This is a genomic window from Pseudarthrobacter lactosi, from assembly GCF_055412785.1.
The window spans coordinates 608419-623172 of the sequence record NZ_JBVAYS010000002.1; the positions used below are offsets into that span (position 1 = coordinate 608419).

General features: G+C 66.4%; 15 protein-coding genes and 1 riboswitch. Of the genes, 9 read left to right on the forward strand and 6 right to left on the reverse strand.

Annotated elements, in window-relative coordinates; all coding sequences use genetic code 11:
• Position 1 precedes the first annotated feature (1 nt).
• From ACZY0Q_RS12630 to ACZY0Q_RS12645, 4 genes are all read left to right on the forward strand, one after another.
• On the forward strand, positions 2–1210 hold the full coding sequence (locus ACZY0Q_RS12630) for a glycine C-acetyltransferase (RefSeq protein WP_463917298.1): 1209 nt from the start codon (positions 2–4) through the stop codon (positions 1208–1210).
• A gap of 94 nt (positions 1211–1304) precedes the next feature.
• Positions 1305–2447: an NAD(P)/FAD-dependent oxidoreductase gene (locus tag ACZY0Q_RS12635; protein WP_463917300.1), complete on the forward strand. Its 1143-nt coding sequence runs from the start codon at positions 1305–1307 to the stop codon at positions 2445–2447.
• A gap of 12 nt (positions 2448–2459) precedes the next feature.
• The gene (gene hutI, locus ACZY0Q_RS12640; RefSeq protein ID WP_463917301.1) at positions 2460–3671 is read left to right on the forward strand and encodes an imidazolonepropionase; all 1212 of its coding nucleotides are present in this window, start codon (positions 2460–2462) and stop codon (positions 3669–3671) included.
• A gap of 112 nt (positions 3672–3783) precedes the next feature.
• Complete coding sequence (locus tag ACZY0Q_RS12645; protein WP_463917302.1) at positions 3784–4572, forward strand: DeoR/GlpR family DNA-binding transcription regulator; 789 nt, start codon at positions 3784–3786, stop codon at positions 4570–4572.
• Between the two features lie 26 nt (positions 4573–4598).
• Here ACZY0Q_RS12645 and ACZY0Q_RS12650 read toward each other — a convergent pair whose 3' ends face one another.
• Positions 4599–5279 (reverse strand): histidine phosphatase family protein, encoded by a 681-nt coding sequence (locus ACZY0Q_RS12650; protein ID WP_463917303.1) that lies wholly within the window; start codon positions 5277–5279, stop codon positions 4599–4601.
• Positions 5280–5423: 144 nt separating this feature from the next.
• Here ACZY0Q_RS12650 and ACZY0Q_RS12655 point away from each other — a divergent pair, with 144 nt between their 5' ends.
• Positions 5424–6203, forward strand: coding sequence for a CPBP family intramembrane glutamic endopeptidase (locus ACZY0Q_RS12655; protein ID WP_463917304.1), 780 nt, complete (start codon positions 5424–5426; stop codon positions 6201–6203).
• A gap of 137 nt (positions 6204–6340) precedes the next feature.
• On the opposite strand, the gene ACZY0Q_RS12660 is transcribed toward ACZY0Q_RS12655, so the two are convergent.
• Complete coding sequence (locus ACZY0Q_RS12660) at positions 6341–6979, reverse strand: VOC family protein (protein ID WP_463917305.1); 639 nt, start codon at positions 6977–6979, stop codon at positions 6341–6343.
• A 205-nt stretch (positions 6980–7184) separates the two neighbouring features.
• Here ACZY0Q_RS12660 and ACZY0Q_RS12665 point away from each other — a divergent pair, with 205 nt between their 5' ends.
• Both ACZY0Q_RS12665 and metX read left to right on the forward strand, forming a co-directional pair.
• A complete protein-coding gene (locus ACZY0Q_RS12665) occupies positions 7185–8537 on the forward strand; it encodes a bifunctional o-acetylhomoserine/o-acetylserine sulfhydrylase (RefSeq protein ID WP_463917306.1) in 1353 nt (450 codons plus the stop codon).
• A 67-nt stretch (positions 8538–8604) separates the two neighbouring features.
• A riboswitch (SAM riboswitch) is annotated at positions 8605–8719 on the forward strand.
• A gap of 12 nt (positions 8720–8731) precedes the next feature.
• Positions 8732–9847: a homoserine O-acetyltransferase MetX gene (gene metX, locus ACZY0Q_RS12670; protein WP_463917308.1), complete on the forward strand. Its 1116-nt coding sequence runs from the start codon at positions 8732–8734 to the stop codon at positions 9845–9847.
• Positions 9848–9930: 83 nt separating this feature from the next.
• Here metX and ACZY0Q_RS12675 read toward each other — a convergent pair whose 3' ends face one another.
• From ACZY0Q_RS12675 to ACZY0Q_RS12685, 3 genes are read right to left on the reverse strand one after another with little or no spacing between them, the layout of a single operon-like run.
• A complete protein-coding gene (locus ACZY0Q_RS12675) occupies positions 9931–10461 on the reverse strand; it encodes a hypothetical protein (protein WP_463917309.1) in 531 nt (176 codons plus the stop codon).
• 13 nt (positions 10462–10474) lie between these two features.
• Entirely contained in the window at positions 10475–11701 is a 1227-nt protein-coding gene (locus tag ACZY0Q_RS12680) for a winged helix DNA-binding domain-containing protein (RefSeq protein ID WP_463917310.1), read from the reverse strand.
• 51 nt (positions 11702–11752) lie between these two features.
• On the reverse strand, positions 11753–12601 hold the full coding sequence (locus ACZY0Q_RS12685) for an SGNH/GDSL hydrolase family protein (protein WP_463917569.1): 849 nt from the start codon (positions 12599–12601) through the stop codon (positions 11753–11755).
• 95 nt (positions 12602–12696) lie between these two features.
• Between ACZY0Q_RS12685 and ACZY0Q_RS12690 the strand changes: the two genes are divergently transcribed.
• Positions 12697–13347 (forward strand): alpha/beta hydrolase, encoded by a 651-nt coding sequence (locus ACZY0Q_RS12690; RefSeq protein ID WP_463917312.1) that lies wholly within the window; start codon positions 12697–12699, stop codon positions 13345–13347.
• Between the two features lie 71 nt (positions 13348–13418).
• Here the strand turns inward: ACZY0Q_RS12690 and ACZY0Q_RS12695 are convergent, their stop codons facing one another.
• A complete protein-coding gene (locus ACZY0Q_RS12695; protein ID WP_463917313.1) occupies positions 13419–13652 on the reverse strand; it encodes an RNA-binding S4 domain-containing protein in 234 nt (77 codons plus the stop codon).
• A gap of 33 nt (positions 13653–13685) precedes the next feature.
• Here ACZY0Q_RS12695 and ACZY0Q_RS12700 point away from each other — a divergent pair, with 33 nt between their 5' ends.
• Positions 13686–14684, forward strand: a complete 999-nt coding sequence (locus tag ACZY0Q_RS12700; RefSeq protein WP_463917314.1) for a DMT family transporter — start codon at positions 13686–13688, stop codon at positions 14682–14684.
• Positions 14685–14754: the final 70 nt, after the last annotated feature.

Below are 14754 nucleotides of genomic sequence, written 5' to 3' on the forward strand. Positions count from 1 at the left end.
CATGTACACCTCCATCAAGGACCAGCTGCAGGCTGAGCTGGACGACATCCGCACCGCCGGTCTCTTCAAAACCGAACGCAGCATCAACTCCCCGCAGTCCAGCCACATCACGGCCGGGCAGATCGGGGAACCGGGCGCCACTGTCCTGAACTTCTGCGCCAACAACTACCTGGGCCTCGCGGACCACCCGGACATCATCGCCGCGGCCAAGGAGGCCATGGACTCACGTGGCTTCGGCATGGCCAGCGTCCGCTTCATTTGCGGCACCCAGGACCTGCACCTGGAACTGGAAGCCAGGGTCTCCAGGTTCCTCGGCACCGAGGACACCATCCTGTTCTCCAGCTGCTTTGATGCCAACGGCGGCGTCTTCGAATCCCTCTTCGGCCCCGAGGACGCCATCATCTCCGATGCCCTCAATCACGCCTCCATCATCGACGGTATCCGGCTCTGCAAGGCCCAGCGGTTCCGCTACGCCAACCAGGACATGGCGGACCTCGAGGCCAAGCTCGTAGAGGCATCGACACAGGACAAGCCCGCCCGGCGCAAGATCATCGTCACCGACGGCGTGTTCTCCATGGACGGCTACCTGGCACCGCTGGAAGCTATCTGCGACCTCGCCGAGAAGCACGACGCCCTGGTGATGGTGGACGATTCCCACGCCGTCGGCTTTATGGGCGCCACCGGCGCCGGAACCCCCGAGCACGCCGGCGTGTCCGCGCGCGTGGACATCTACACCGGAACGTTCGGCAAAGCCCTGGGCGGAGCGTCCGGCGGCTATGTGTCCGGCCGCAGCGAAGTGGTGGCCATGCTCCGCCAGAAGGCCCGCCCGTACCTGTTCTCCAACTCCCTGGCCCCCGCGATCGTCGCCGCCACCATCAAGGCCCTTGACCTGGTGGAGAATTCCGGCGACCTGCGCACCCGGCTGTTCGAGAACGCCCGCCTGTTCCGCCGCCGGATGACGGAGGAGGGCTTCGAACTCCTGGTCGGCGAACACGCGATTGTTCCCGTGATGTTCGGGGATGCCGTGATGGCCGCCAAGGTGGCGGACCAGATGCTCCAGCACGGCGTTTTCGTCACCGCGTTCAGCTTCCCGGTGGTCCCGCGCGGCGCCGCCCGGATCCGCGTGCAGCTTTCGGCGTCGCACTCAGCGGACGACGTCGAAGCGTGCGTGGGTGCGTTCGTCGCCAGCCGTGCCGCAGTAGCAGGCTAACCCCACCGGTTAGCCCAGCCGGGTTAACCCAGCGCGGCTAAACGCCCGGCGGGTGCGCGGCGCGGCCGCAGGTCAACTCTGCAAGGATGGAGCCATGGCAGCACACTACGACGTCCTGATTGTGGGCGGCGGCATCGCCGGCCTGTCCCTGGCGTCCGCGCTCGCGGGCAGCTGCAGCGTGGCGCTGGTGGAGGCGGAGCAGGAGCTGGCGTATCACACGTCCTCCCGCTCCGCCCGCCAGCTGATTCCGAGCTACGGCCCTGAGGTGGTCCAGGAGCTCACAGTCCGGACCCTGGAACTGATGGCGGCCCGGGACGCGGAACTGCCCGAACCTGTCCTGACACCGCGGAGCTTTATGCTCATCGGCACGGAAGAGTCTGTCCGCGCCGAAGCCAGCGGCCACATGAATGCCATCCCGCTCGAACGGGCGATGGAGTTGTGCCCCGCCCTGGTCCCGGGGGCTTTCTCCGCAGCAGGCCTGGACACCGGATCCTTCGGCTGCAACGCCCCGCTGCTGCTTGCCGACCACCGGCAGCAGGCTGCGGGCGCCGGCGTCGACATCATCACCGGCGCCCGCGTATATTCCGCCCAGCGGCTCGGCTCCGGCTGGGAGATCGGCGCCGGGCAGGAAGCCTTCGGAGCCGGTGTGCTGGTCAACGCCGCCGGCGCCTGGGCCGACGAACTCGCCGTGATCAGCGGCGTGGAGAAGCTCGGGCTGCAGCCGTACCGGCGCACCGCGGCGATTGTCGACGTCGAACATCCCCTTCCCGAGCAAAGCCCCATGGTGGCTGCAGCGGACAATACGTTCTATTTCCGCCGGGAAGGCACCGAGGTGCTGATCTCGCCGTCGGAATCGGTGCCCAGCGGGCCCGAGGACGCCCGGCCGCGGCCCGGCGATGTCGAGCGGCTGATCGTGAAGCTGAACGGGCTGACCACGTTGGGAATCCGCGGAGTCCGGAGTGCGTGGACGGGGCTCCGGACCGAGGCGGCTGACGGCGTCCCGGTAGCCGGGTTCGACGCCGAAGCCCCGGGGTTCTACTGGCTTGCCGGTCAGGGCGGGTATGGCTTCCAGACGTCATCGGCCATGGCGGAGCTGGCCGTCGCGCAGATCCTGGCCGGACAGGACGCCGGGAACAGAGCCGGGCACAGCGCGGGACACGGTCCCGCTCCGGCCCACCGTCCGGCATCCCGGACAGTGGAGGCGCTGGCGGCCACGCGCTGGTCCATCCGGCGCTGAACAATGGAACCCATGAGCACCCTGATTACCAACATCGCCGAGCTGATGACCCAGGACCTGGACCACCGCGTCCTGAAGAAGGCCGCGGTGGTGATCGAGGGCGAACGGATTGCCTGGCTCGGTTCCGCCGCGGATGCGCCGGCGGCCGATGACGCCGTGGACGCCGGCGGCCGGGCCGTTTTGCCGGGCTGGGTGGATTCGCACACGCATCTGGTCTTCGCCGGGGACCGCACTGCGGAGTTTGAGGCGCGGATGGCCGGGGAATCGTATTCGGCTGGTGGTATCGCCGTCACCATGGACGCCACCCGGCGCGCGTCCGATTTCGACCTCACCCGGCTGGCGATAGCGCGCGTGTCCGAAGCGGTGTCGCAGGGCACCACCTACCTCGAAACCAAGACCGGGTATGGGCTGGATATTGAGCATGAGGCCCGGAGCGCCCGGATCGCCTCCACGGTCGCAGACGAAGTCACCTACCTGGGCGCCCACCTTGTCCCCGCGGGGACGGACGCGGAGTCCTACACCGATCTCGTCTGCGGGCCCATGCTTGACGCCGTCAGGCCGTACGTCCGGTGGGCGGACGTGTTCTGCGAGGAAGGTGCCTTCACTGCCGAGCAGTCCCGCCGTGTGCTGGCGGCGTGCCGGGCCGCTGGACTGGGGATCCGCGTCCACGGCAACCAGCTCGGCGAAGGTCCCGGTGTGCAGCTCGCGGTGGAATTCGGGGCAGCCAGCGTGGACCACGTGAACTACCTGTCGGCCCGTGACGTGGCGGCCCTGGCGGACAGCTGGTCCGGCTGGAACCCGGGAACCGGCACAGGGACCCGCGGCACCGTGGCAACCTGCCTCCCGGCCTGCGATCTCTCCACCCGGCAGCCGCTGGCCCCGGGGCGTGAACTGTTGGATGCCGGGGCTCAGGTGGCGCTGGCGTCCAACTGCAACCCGGGTACCTCGTACACCAGCTCCATGGCGTTCAACGTGGCGACGGCCGTGCTGCAGATGCGGCTCAGCGTCCACGAAGCGGTACGCGCCGCGACGTATGGCGGCGCGCTGGCGCTGCACCGGGAGGCAGGGCACGACGCCGACGGCGCACGGGCGGTGGGTTCGCTCGCCGTCGGGCACCGTGCCGACCTGCACATGCTCAACGCCCCCTCAGCGACGCATCTCGCCTACCGCCCGGGCATGCCCCTCACGTACGCCGTGTGGCGGGCCGGCGCGCGGGCACGCTAGCAGGGAACGCGCTCGGTGATCGCAAAGTGATCATTTGTGGCTGCTATGATCAGATAACGTCATATTTGGGTGACTGTTTAACGCTTTGACTGATCGATGCTGAGAGGCCCCCATGACCCGCACTGACCGCCTGACGGCCATCCTGGACATCCTCGCGAAGACTGGTCAGGTGGAGGTGGAGGAGATTGTGACGCAGCTTGGGGTCTCGCCGGCCACGGCGCGGCGGGACCTGGACAGCCTGGCCAAGCGGCGGCTCCTGACCCGGACCAGGGGCGGGGCCACCACCGGGGCCTTGGCCTACGACCTCCCCGGGCGGTACAACCGTGATGACCACGCCGACGCCAAGGAACAGATCGCCCAAGCTGCCTCGGCACTTATTTTCCCGGGCGCGGTGATCGGGCTGTGCGGCGGCACCACCAGCACGGCGTTGGCGCAGATCCTCGCCACGCGCGAGGACCTCAATGCTCCCGCCCACCAGTCCACCCTGACGGTGGTCACCAATGCCATCAACATCGCTGCGCAGTTGGCTGTCCGCCCCAACATCAAAGTCATGGTCACCGGCGGCATCCTGAATCCCCGCTCGTACGAACTGGTGGGACCGTACACCGACATCATCATGCAGAAGGTGGTTATGGACATTGCCTTTATCGGCGTGAACGGCATCGACCCCGAGGTCGGTCCGACGAACACGGGGGAGGGCGAGGCATCAGTCAATGCCCTGCTGGCCAGCCGGGCCCGGATCTCCTATGTGCTGGCCGACTCCTCCAAGGTGGGTGTCCGTGCGTTCGCCACCATGGACGGCTACGCGTTCAACCGCCTGATCACCGACTCCGGTATCTCCGCCGAGGACAAAGCCGCGTTCGAAGCCAATGGCACCGAAGTGATCGTGGCCCCGCACTAAGCGCAACTAGGCGCCGGCAACAAACCCTAGAAGATCATCGGCGGCGCATCCAGGACGGTCTCGTCCACCCGGCGGTCCACCCACTGGCTGAACGGAACGTCGAGTTCGTACTTGCCCAGGTCCGTTTGCAGAAGGGTCCGCACGGCGGCGTTGTCCGGGTTGTTGAGTGATTCGAAGTACTCCACGGACCAGTGGAACCAGCGCATGCAGAACAGCCGCATGGTGAGCCCGTGGGTCACCAGCAGGGTGTTGGGGGCGTAGTCCGGCTTGGACCAATGACGGTAGAGCGTCTCCATAAACGAGGAGATCCGGTCGTAAACGTCGGAGCCGGATTCGCCCTCCCGGAACCGGTAGAAGAAATGGCCGTAGGCGTTGCGGAGTTCCTTCTGGTCCTCGATGTCGCCGGTGATCTGGAAATTGGCCCAGTCCTGCTCACGGAGGCGCGGTTCTTCGATGACCCGTTCGGTGAGATTGCCCAGGTTGAGCGCCTCCAGTGTCTGGTGCGCCCGAAGGTAGGGGGAAACGTAGACGCAGACCTGGCGCCCGTCCAGCTCACGGCGGATCCGTTCCCCGGCCGCCCTGGCCTGGGCCAGGCCCTGGGGCGTCAGCGGAATCCGGTAGTCCGGGACCCGGTTGTAGATGGACGTATCGACGTTGGCCGCGGACTGGCCGTGCCGGATCATGAAGATTTTCCCTGGCGCGCTCATAAGCCCCAAGCATAGGTGCCCCCACCCCGGACGCTCTCTCACTTTTGGCGCGTTTTTGGCGGACGCTCTCGCACTTTTGGTGAGTTCGGGCGAGCTGGCCACCCTAATCAGCGAAGAACCAGAAACTACAGGCAAGATGGAACCATGTTGGTTCCCTCCCGCCGTCGGCTGCGGATTGAAGTCTGGATTGTGCTGGGTCTTTCCCTGGGGCAGTCCGCCGTCTACTCGGTGGTGCAGCTGCTGGACAAGATGACGCGTGCACCGCTGGCCGAAGGCACGTCAACCCTGAACCGGTCACAGAGCCCGCGCGAATACTTCGACCTCACCTATCAGCTGCTCGATATTATTTTCGCCCTGGTGCCAGTGCTGCTGGTCATCTACTTCCTCACGGACCAGCGGCAATCCAGTACCGGCGCATGTGCTCACGGAAGTTCGGCCTTCCGGAAGCTGGGGTTCAACTTCGCCAGGCCGGGCCGTGACCTGCTGCAAGGTCTTGGCCTCGCAGCCCTGATCGGAATTCCTTCGCTGGGCCTTTATGCCGCGGGACGTGCCCTCGGGATCACCACTGCCATCATCCCCAGCGCACTCGACTCGTACTGGTGGACCGTCCCCGTCCTGATCCTGTCCGCGCTGCGGCACGCCGTCGTGGAAGAAGTCATCGTGGTGGGCTACCTCCTGGACCGCTTCGGCAAGTTCGGCTGGAGCATGCCGCTGGCCATCTTCGCCAGCTCGATGCTCCGCGGCAGCTACCACCTGTACCAGGGCTTCGGGCCGTTCATCGGCAACGCCGTGATGGGGGTGGTGTTTGCCTGGCTCTATACAAAGACCAAGCGGGTGATGCCGCTGGTCATCGCGCATGCCCTGCTGGACATTGTTGCCTTCGTCGGCTTCAGCCTCTTCGGCCGGGCGGTGGGCCTGGGGTAAGACGGCTATGGTTCCCGTGCGGCACAGGTGTCTTCAATAGGGTCTAGCGATAGGTCTGGCCTAAAAGAATTCGGCCGCCATCGGTGGGTGGCATCATTGGCACCCGCTGATGGCGGCCGAAGCTATGGAAGGTGCAATCAGATGGTGACTGCTCCGGTAGCGGTTTCGAAGGTCACTGACAGGATGCCCGGGGTTCCATGCGGAGCCACCCAGTCAACAGCTACGTCCTCCAACGGCTTCTCGACGGGCTCACCCAGCCATTCCGTCACACGTTCGGCGGAACCGGCTATGGTCAGGCAGCTCATCTTGACGTGGCTCTCATAGGCGTTGGACGGGTGGAGGGCAGGGTCACCCTCCCACTTGAGCATGTACGGGACCTGGGGGTCCGCGATCAGGCCCAGGATGCCGATCTGCTTCCAGACCAGCTCGCGGCCGTCCGGGAACTTGCGGTTGCCGTTGACGGCGGCACGGCCAAGGCGGTCTTCGAACGGAGCGAGGTCGTCCACTTCGACGCACCAGCCCATCCAGCCGCCGCCGGCTTCGGACCGCGCCCGGACAGCCTGCCCGAAGGGAGCCTTGTCCGACGCCGGGTGGTTGAGAACCTCCACCACTTCCAGATACTTGTGGCCGGCTAGGGGAATAATCATGTTCCGGGTTCCAAACCGGGGGTGCACGCCACCCTTCACGGCTTCAACGCCGAGGGCGGACGAAATACGTTCGGTGGTGGCAACGAGGCCATCTTGTTCACAGGCGTAAGAGACGTGATCCATGCGCATGCCATCATCTTGGCACTTTGTGATCCGGCTCTCAGCTAAGGGTAGCCTTACCGGAATCTGTCGCGTCACGAGTGGACATTCCGCAGGAAAGCAGGGAGAAGAAGCGGCCGGCTGACCACGTTCGTCACAATCCTGTTCCCGTGAGGGAAAGTCTTCCTACACTGAACGCAACCGAGCAGTGCCACGCCACGTCAAGGAGTATTGAATGTCGAACGGATGGTCTTTCGAAACCCGCCAGATCCACGCAGGCCAGGAACCGGACAGCGCCACCGGCGCGCGGGCGCTCCCGATTTACCAGACGACGTCGTTCGTCTTCCCGAGTGCCGAAAGCGCCGCCAACCGGTTTGCCCTCGCGGAGCTCGCACCAATCTACACCCGCATCGGCAACCCCACACAGGATGCTGTGGAACAGCGGATTGCCAGCCTTGAGGGCGGACTCGCGGCATTGCTGCTGAGCTCGGGGCAGGCCGCTGAAACGTTTGCCATCCTGAACATCGCCGAAGCCGGCGACCACGTCGTGGCCAGCCCCAGCCTCTACGGCGGGACGTATAACCTCCTGGCGCACACCCTCAAGAAGTTCGGCATTTCCGTCACGTTTGTGGCCGACCCTGACAACCTGGACCATTGGCGCGACGCCGTCCAGCCCAATACCAAGCTCTTCTTCGCCGAAGTGGTCTCCAACCCCCGCCAGGACGTGCTGGACATCGAGGGTGTGTCCCGGACCGCCCACAACGCCGGCGTGCCTCTCGTGGTGGACAACACCCTCTCCACGCCCTACCTCATCCGCCCGCTCGAATGGGGCGCGGACATTGTGGTCCACTCCGCCACCAAGTACCTCGGCGGGCACGGCTCGGCCATTGCCGGCGTGATTGTGGACTCCGGCAATTTCGACTTCGGCGCGGACCCGGAACGTTTCCCGGGCTTCAACACCCCGGACCCCACGTACAACGGGCTGGTCTACGCCCGTGACCTCGGGGCAGACGGAGCACTCGGCGCCAATCTGTCCTACATCCTGAAGGCGCGCGTCCAGCTGCTCCGTGACCTCGGCTCGGCGGTGTCACCCTTCAACGCCTTCCTTATCGCCCAGGGCCTGGAGACACTGAGCCTGCGGGTGGAGCGGCACGTGGCTAACGCCGTCGACGTCGCCCAGTGGCTAGAGGCGAGGGACGACGTCGAATCCGTCGCCTATGCGGGGCTGCCCTCCAGCCCCTGGTACGAGCGCGGCCGCAAATATGGGCCCAAGGGCACTGGTGCGGTGGTGGCGTTCAACCTGGCCGGGGGCGCAGAGGCAGGGAAGCGCTTCGTGGACGCCCTGGAGCTGCACTCCCACGTGGCCAACATCGGGGACGTCCGTTCACTGGTGATCCACCCGGCATCAACCACGCACAGCCAGCTCTCGCCCGAGCAGCAGGCTATCGCCGGGGTCACCCCGGGACTCGTGCGTTTGTCTGTGGGCATCGAACACATCGATGACATCCTCGCCGACCTTGAGGCCGGGTTCCGGGCGGCCAAGGGTGCGGCGGACCCTGACAAAGACGCGGGAAGCCAGCAGCAGTAGGGCTCCGTAAAGTCACAACCAGTCACACGCTTAGCCATAGGCCGGGGCTGTTCGTACACTCGAAGCAGGTCATGAGTGCCAGCGACAGCCCCGGCTTGCTGGCCGGCAACCCTCTTTTGCGGCGGGGTGCCCCGGGTGAGGACCTGGCCTGCCGGTCAATTGACGGTGGGCAAGCGCATAGAAAAGGTCCTTCCATGACGATCACCATTTCCCGTACTGCAGCACCCGGAAACGGCGTGGTCCGCTACGCCAGCATCGGCGGACTTGAGCTCGAAGCCGGCGGTTACCTCCCGGACGTCACCCTCGGCTATGAAACGTGGGGCACCCTCAACGCGGACGGCTCCAACGCGGTCCTGATTGAGCACGCCCTGACCGGCAGCACGCACGTGACACGCGGCGACAGTGACGAGCCCGGCTGGTGGGAACAGCTGGCCGGACCCGGCGCGCCGGTGGACACGGACCGGTTCTTTGTGGTCTCCATCAACATTGTGGGTGGCTGTTACGGCTCCACCGGGCCGTCCTCGGTTGCCCCGGACGGCAAGCCGTGGGGGTCACGGTTCCCACTGGTAACACTGCGGGACACCACGGCAGCTGAGGCCAGGCTGGCTGACCAGCTGGGCATCCTTAGCTGGTACGCCGTGCTGGGCGGCTCCATGGGCGGCGCACGGGCGCTGGAGTGGGCAGTCACCTACCCGGAACGGGTCCAGCGGTGCGCCGTTATCTCGATCGGTGCCGCTAGCACGGCCGAACAGATCGCGTTCGCCCAGGCCCAGACGCTCGCCATCCGCCAGGACAGCAATTTTAACGACGGCGACTACTATGGCGGTCCGCTGCCGGAGGACGGGCTGGCGCTGGCGCGGCGCATTGCGCACATCACCTACCGCTCCGCCGAGGAATTCGATGGCCGCTTCGGACGGTCGGCCCAGCACCCGGAATCACCGTTCCAGGCGGCTGCGTTGGGGGAGCGGGGCCGCTACCAGGTGGAAAGCTACCTGGACCACCAGGGCAAAAAGCTGGTTCGCCGCTTTGATGCCAACAGCTACATCGCCATCACCGACGCACTGATGAGCCACGACGTCTGCCGCGGGCGGGGTACCCTGGATGAAGCCTTGGGCCGGGCCACCGCCAGGTTCTTCGTGGCCGCCGTGGACAGTGACCGGCTGTACTTTCCGTCCCAATCCCGTGAACTGGCTGTTGCGCTCCCGGGTGACGTGGATGTGCACGTTATTGAGGCTCCGATCGGCCACGACGGCTTCCTGACCGAGATCGGCCAGCTCGGCGTCCAGCTCCGGAACACCTTCCTGGTCTAAGCGCTGGCCCCTGCCCTTAGGCGCGAACGGACAGTTGTGACCCCGGATCGGGGCCTCAACTGTACGTTCGCGCTGTTAAGTGGTTAGCCGTTCATGATGTCGGAGCGGCGCTTCATGTAGTCCTCCATGGCCAGCTCGCCGTTGCTGTACTGCTGGTCGAGTTCGGCCAGTTTCCGGGCGCGGTACCCCTGCGGGCCCGACGGCGGCAGGGGAATGCCGGGGGCGGCAGGCTGCTGCGGTGCTTCCGCGCGCTGCTCCGGCGCCGGCTGGGGGTCAGGTTGCGGCTGGCCGTACGGCGGAAACTGCTGGTCCGCGGAAGGCATCGGCTGCATGGGCGGCAGCGGCTGGCTCGGCGGCAGGGGCTGCGGGCTCATGATCTGGCGGTAGCCGCCGCTCATGTAGTCCTGCTGCGTGTAGCCGTCACGGGGCTGCTTGCTCTGCGGCCCCGGGTACTGTTCGCTGCCCGGGTACTGCCCGCCGCCGGGAAACTGCTCGGGGTAGCGCCCGGAAAAGCTCTGGTCCTGGTTCCGTTTGTTCACGGATTTCCGGTACATCCGCATCGCCATCGGTACCACGAAGGACAGAATGATGATCCAGAAAAACAAGCTGTTCACGGTGTAGCGCCTCTCATATGTGTCCTTCCAGCTTAACCCCGGCGCCCACACGGACGGCCGGGATCCCCAGGAAGGCCCCATACCGGTCCACGGCGTCCTGCACGGCCGCGTCCAGAGCCGGGTCCGCGCCAGCGAACAGACGGATATCCAGCTCACAGCGGCCGGCGAACAAAGTGTGGCGCCAGCAGCCGGCCATCCGCCCGTCGAGCAGCACCACATGAATCGGCGCCCCGGCCACCGGAAACGCCGGGGCGGTGCCTCCCAGATAATGCCGCGTGGCTGAATAGCCCATCACGTATTCGTCGTAGCACTGGATCAGGTCGATCCGCGGTCCTGCCGCTGACGTGGCATCGCCGCCGTCCGCCCCGTCGTCGAAATAATGCACGACGCCGTCGATCACCACCGTTGCCAGCGTCTCGGGAGCCGCCGCCAGGGACTGTTGAAGGCCGAGCCGCACGTCGGCCATGGTGAGTCCGGACCAGTCGGCGCAGTCCTTGACCGTGGCCGGCCCGCGGCTCGTGAAGTAGCGGTGGACCAACTCGCCGAGCGCTTCGGCCCGGGTGGGCGGCATGGCCGGGCCGGCAGGCACGCGCTCGTCAAAGAGGGCGTAGGTCTGCTTCAGGGCACCACCCCGACTGCGTACCGGCGTCCCGCTGGCCAGGAGGCCGCTGATCTCGGCGTGCATGATCAGGTAGGCCAGCCCGAAGCCGGTGGCCGCGAACCCTTCGTCCTGAAGCCGCACGGCCAGCTGTTCCCGGGTCAGGTGCCGCCCTCCCCGGACGGCGTCGGCCAGGACCTGCCCGCTCCGGTCAGCGGCGTCGGCCTCAATCCCGGTCCGCCGGTACATGCCGGCGTTACCCTGGTGAAGCCGCGGGGCGGACAATGCCGTGAGCCAGCGAAGGTCCTCCCGATGCACAAAATGCCAGGTAGGCCGCAGGATATGGGTGCGCAGGACGCGTCCGTCGGACACCGCCTGCTCCACGTCCATGGCAGTGGGCACGTGAGCAGCGCCAGCGCCACGTTCAGCGGAGGCCCCGGAAGCAGAACCAAGACCGGTCCGTTGAACCACGCTCCAGCGGGCGTAAGGGAACTCCTGCGCCTGGACAGCCAGGAGGCGCCGGACGGCGTCCGCCGGGGAGCCCAGGCCGGGCCCGCGCAGCCGCTGGGCATAAAGCCGCCGCCGCACCACCTCATCCGGATCCATGGCCGCCTGCGTCACCGTGCTGCCGTGCCACATCATGCCGTGCTGCCGTGCTGCCGTGCTGCCGTGCCACACCCACCCGGGCCGCCCCTAGCGCCGGGCGTCGGTGGTGCCCAGCGGCCCCTCGCCGGAACCCAACGGAACGCCCGGGCCGAACACAGGGCCCGGCGTCGGACGTTTTGCGGTGATTCCGTCGCCGGAGGAACGCTTGCGCAACCTCCGCACCACCCACGGAACAAAATACTCACGGGCCCACACCAGGTCCTCGGAGCGGGCTGCCCGCCAGGTGCGGACCGGCACCGGCTTGGGCCGGAGCGGCTCGAGGGTGTGGTTCACGTTAAGCGATTCCAGCACCATGGCGGCGATGGTGTGGTGCCCCAACGGCGAAAAATGCAGGCGGTCCTCGCCCCACATCTGCGGATCGTTCAGCTGCTTGAGCGACCACATGTCGGCGATGATGGCATCATGGCGGGCCGCCACGGTGCGCAGGTTCTCGTTGTAGATCGCCACCTTGCTGCGGATCCGTCCCAGCACCGAGGAACCGGTATCCGGACCGTTGAACAGCACCACCGTGGCGCCGCCCATGGCCAGGATCTGGACCACTGAATCAAGTTTTTCGGCGAGGGCGTCGGGGTCGCCGCCGGGCCTGATGAGGTCGTTGCCGCCGGCGGATAGGGTCACCAGGTCCGGTTTAAGGGACAGGCACGGGGCGAGCTGCTGGTCCACGATCTGCTGCAGGAGCCGGCCGCGGACGGCCAGGTTGGCGTAGGCGAAGTCCGTCTGGCCCCGGCCCAGTTCCTCGGCCACACGGTCTGCCCAGCCACGGAAACCGCCGGGGCTGGTTGGGTCCGGGTCGCCGATGCCCTCCGTGAACGAATCTCCCATCGCTACGTAGCGGCTCCACGGGTGGGCTTCCGTGGCCGTGGGCGGACTCTGCATGGCTTTCGCGTCATTCACGGTCCTATCCTGCCTCTTCCCTCTCAAGCTACGCCACCGTAGGTAGTTACCACCGGGTAGCTGTAAGAATGGAAACCATGACTGACGCCGAAGTATTTCCCGCCCCTGTTGTCCTGTGGTCCCGGCCGGAGGACCAGCGCTCCGGAAAGCCGCTGCTGGTGCTGCTGCACGGCTACGGCGCCAACGAGCAGGACTTGCTGAGCCTGGCGGATATGCTTCCCGAGGATTTTGTTGTTGCCTCACTCCGGGCGCCCCTTGTTACCGGCCCCGGATTTATGTGGTTCCCCCTGACGGCCTCCATCGAATACACGCTCGATGCCGTCAAAGCCGCAGCCGTGTACGTGCAGGACTGGATTGACACCGTCAAAGCCGACCACCCGACGGTGACGCTGCTCGGCTTTTCCATGGGAATGGCCATGGCCACCACGCTGCTCCGGCAGCGCCCCGCTGACTATGCCGCCGTCGTCGGGCTCTCAGGTTTTGTGGTCAACGCGGACGGCGACCCCACCTTCAAAGATGTCGAACTGGACGGCACAGTGCCGCTCTTCTGGGGCCGGGACCAGCAGGACCCCGTGATCACCCCGGACAAAATCGAGTACACCATGGGCTGGGTGCGTGGGCACGTCAAGCTCACCAAGGTGCTCTACGCGGGCATGTGGCATGGCATCAACCAGCAGGAAATCGGGCACGTCTCCGAGTTCCTGACGCACGAGGTGCTGAACAAATAAACGTACGACGGCGGCCGGCGGCACAGTGCCGCCGGCCGCTGACGTTGTCCTGGCCGAGTCATGCCCGAGAATCAGGCTTCGGGGGCCACGACCTTGACGGTCTGCCCGTTGGTGGTGACGGTATCGCCGTTGTGCAGCTGGCGTCCGCGGCGGTCCTCGATCTCGCCGTTGACCTTGACGAGTCCGTTCTTGATCAGCTCGGCGGCCTCCACGCCGTCCTCCACCAGGCTGGCGAGCTTCAGGAGCTGGCCAAGCCGGATCATGCTGTCGCGGATGGGGATCTCTTGAATGTCCTGGTTGCTCATACAAGTAATAATGCCTGACGGAAGGTGAATCCAATGACCCACACCCCACGGCTGCCGCGGTTCGCGGGGCTCCCGCTGGCCGTCGGGGCGGGGCTGGCCATTCCCGTCCAGGCCCGGATCAACGGCGCCCTCGGCGTCCGGCTCAACGACGGCATCGCCGCGGCAGCGGTGGGGTTCAGTACCGGCCTGGTAGTGATGATCCTGATCTCCCTGATCCTGCCCAGCGGCCGTGCCGGCCTGGCCAGGATCCTGCCGGCGGTCCGGACCCGGGCATTCCCGCCCGCGTATGTGCTGGCAGGCGGAATCGGTGCCCTTTTTGTCTTCGCGCAGTCCTTCACAGTGGGCATCCTGGGCGTTGCACTGTTTACCGTCGCCGCCGTGACCGGGCAAACGCTGAGCGGGCTGTTGGTGGACCGGCTGGGCATCGGACCTGCCGGCAAGAGGGCCGTGACTCCCATGCGGGTCATCGGGTGCGTGCTGACGGTTGCCGCCGTCGCCTGGGCGGTTTCGCCGCGGCTGGCCGGTTCGCCGGGCGCCCCAGGCGCTTCTGCTGAGGGCGGAGGCGGGGTGGAGACCTTGATCTTGCCGTTGATCCTGCCTCTCCTGGCCGGGTTCCTGATGAGTTTCCAGCAGGCCATGAACGGGACGGCGACAGTCCACTACGGTTCGCCCATCGCCGCCACACTGGTGAACTTCGTGGCCGGCGCGGTGTTCCTGTGGATTGCCTTGGCCATCAAGGTGGCTGTGTTTGGGCCGGGCAATCCGTTGCCGGCCGAGTGGTGGTACTACCTGGGCGGGCCCATGGGCTGCGTGTTCATCGGCCTGGGTGCGCTGCTGGTACGCAGCCTGGGAGTGCTGGTGACAGGGCTCGGCATGATCGCCGGACAGCTTTTGGGATCGCTGGGGCTGGACCTCTTGGTGCCGGCCCCCGGGAGCATCGTGGCCCCGGCCACCGTCCTGGGCACAATGCTGACCCTGGCGGCCATCATCCTGGCCACACTGCCGTGGCCGCGGGGTGCCTTCCGGGGGTGAGTGCCTTCGCCGGGCGCCTTCCGGAGGCAGCGGCCGGTAGGCTAGGACACGCAGTTCTCTGCATCTTGTT

Bases quoted from the DNA above. Each gene is read 5' to 3' on its own strand.
- ACZY0Q_RS12630 (WP_463917298.1), top strand. From the start codon at position 2: ATGTACACCTCCATCAAGGACCAGCTGCAGGCTGAGCTGGACGACATC.
- ACZY0Q_RS12635 (WP_463917300.1), top strand. From the start codon at position 1,305: ATGGCAGCACACTACGACGTCCTGATTGTGGGCGGCGGCATCGCCGGC.
- hutI (WP_463917301.1), top strand. From the start codon at position 2,460: ATGAGCACCCTGATTACCAACATCGCCGAGCTGATGACCCAGGACCTG.
- ACZY0Q_RS12645 (WP_463917302.1), top strand. From the start codon at position 3,784: ATGACCCGCACTGACCGCCTGACGGCCATCCTGGACATCCTCGCGAAG.
- ACZY0Q_RS12650 (WP_463917303.1), bottom strand. From the start codon at position 5,279: ATGAGCGCGCCAGGGAAAATCTTCATGATCCGGCACGGCCAGTCCGCG.
- ACZY0Q_RS12655 (WP_463917304.1), top strand. From the start codon at position 5,424: ATGTTGGTTCCCTCCCGCCGTCGGCTGCGGATTGAAGTCTGGATTGTG.
- ACZY0Q_RS12660 (WP_463917305.1), bottom strand. From the start codon at position 6,979: ATGCGCATGGATCACGTCTCTTACGCCTGTGAACAAGATGGCCTCGTT.
- ACZY0Q_RS12665 (WP_463917306.1), top strand. From the start codon at position 7,185: ATGTCGAACGGATGGTCTTTCGAAACCCGCCAGATCCACGCAGGCCAG.
- metX (WP_463917308.1), top strand. From the start codon at position 8,732: ATGACGATCACCATTTCCCGTACTGCAGCACCCGGAAACGGCGTGGTC.
- ACZY0Q_RS12680 (WP_463917310.1), bottom strand. From the start codon at position 11,701: ATGATGTGGCACGGCAGCACGGTGACGCAGGCGGCCATGGATCCGGAT.
- ACZY0Q_RS12685 (WP_463917569.1), bottom strand. From the start codon at position 12,601: ATGCAGAGTCCGCCCACGGCCACGGAAGCCCACCCGTGGAGCCGCTAC.
- ACZY0Q_RS12690 (WP_463917312.1), top strand. From the start codon at position 12,697: ATGACTGACGCCGAAGTATTTCCCGCCCCTGTTGTCCTGTGGTCCCGG.
- ACZY0Q_RS12695 (WP_463917313.1), bottom strand. From the start codon at position 13,652: ATGAGCAACCAGGACATTCAAGAGATCCCCATCCGCGACAGCATGATC.
- ACZY0Q_RS12700 (WP_463917314.1), top strand. From the start codon at position 13,686: ATGACCCACACCCCACGGCTGCCGCGGTTCGCGGGGCTCCCGCTGGCC.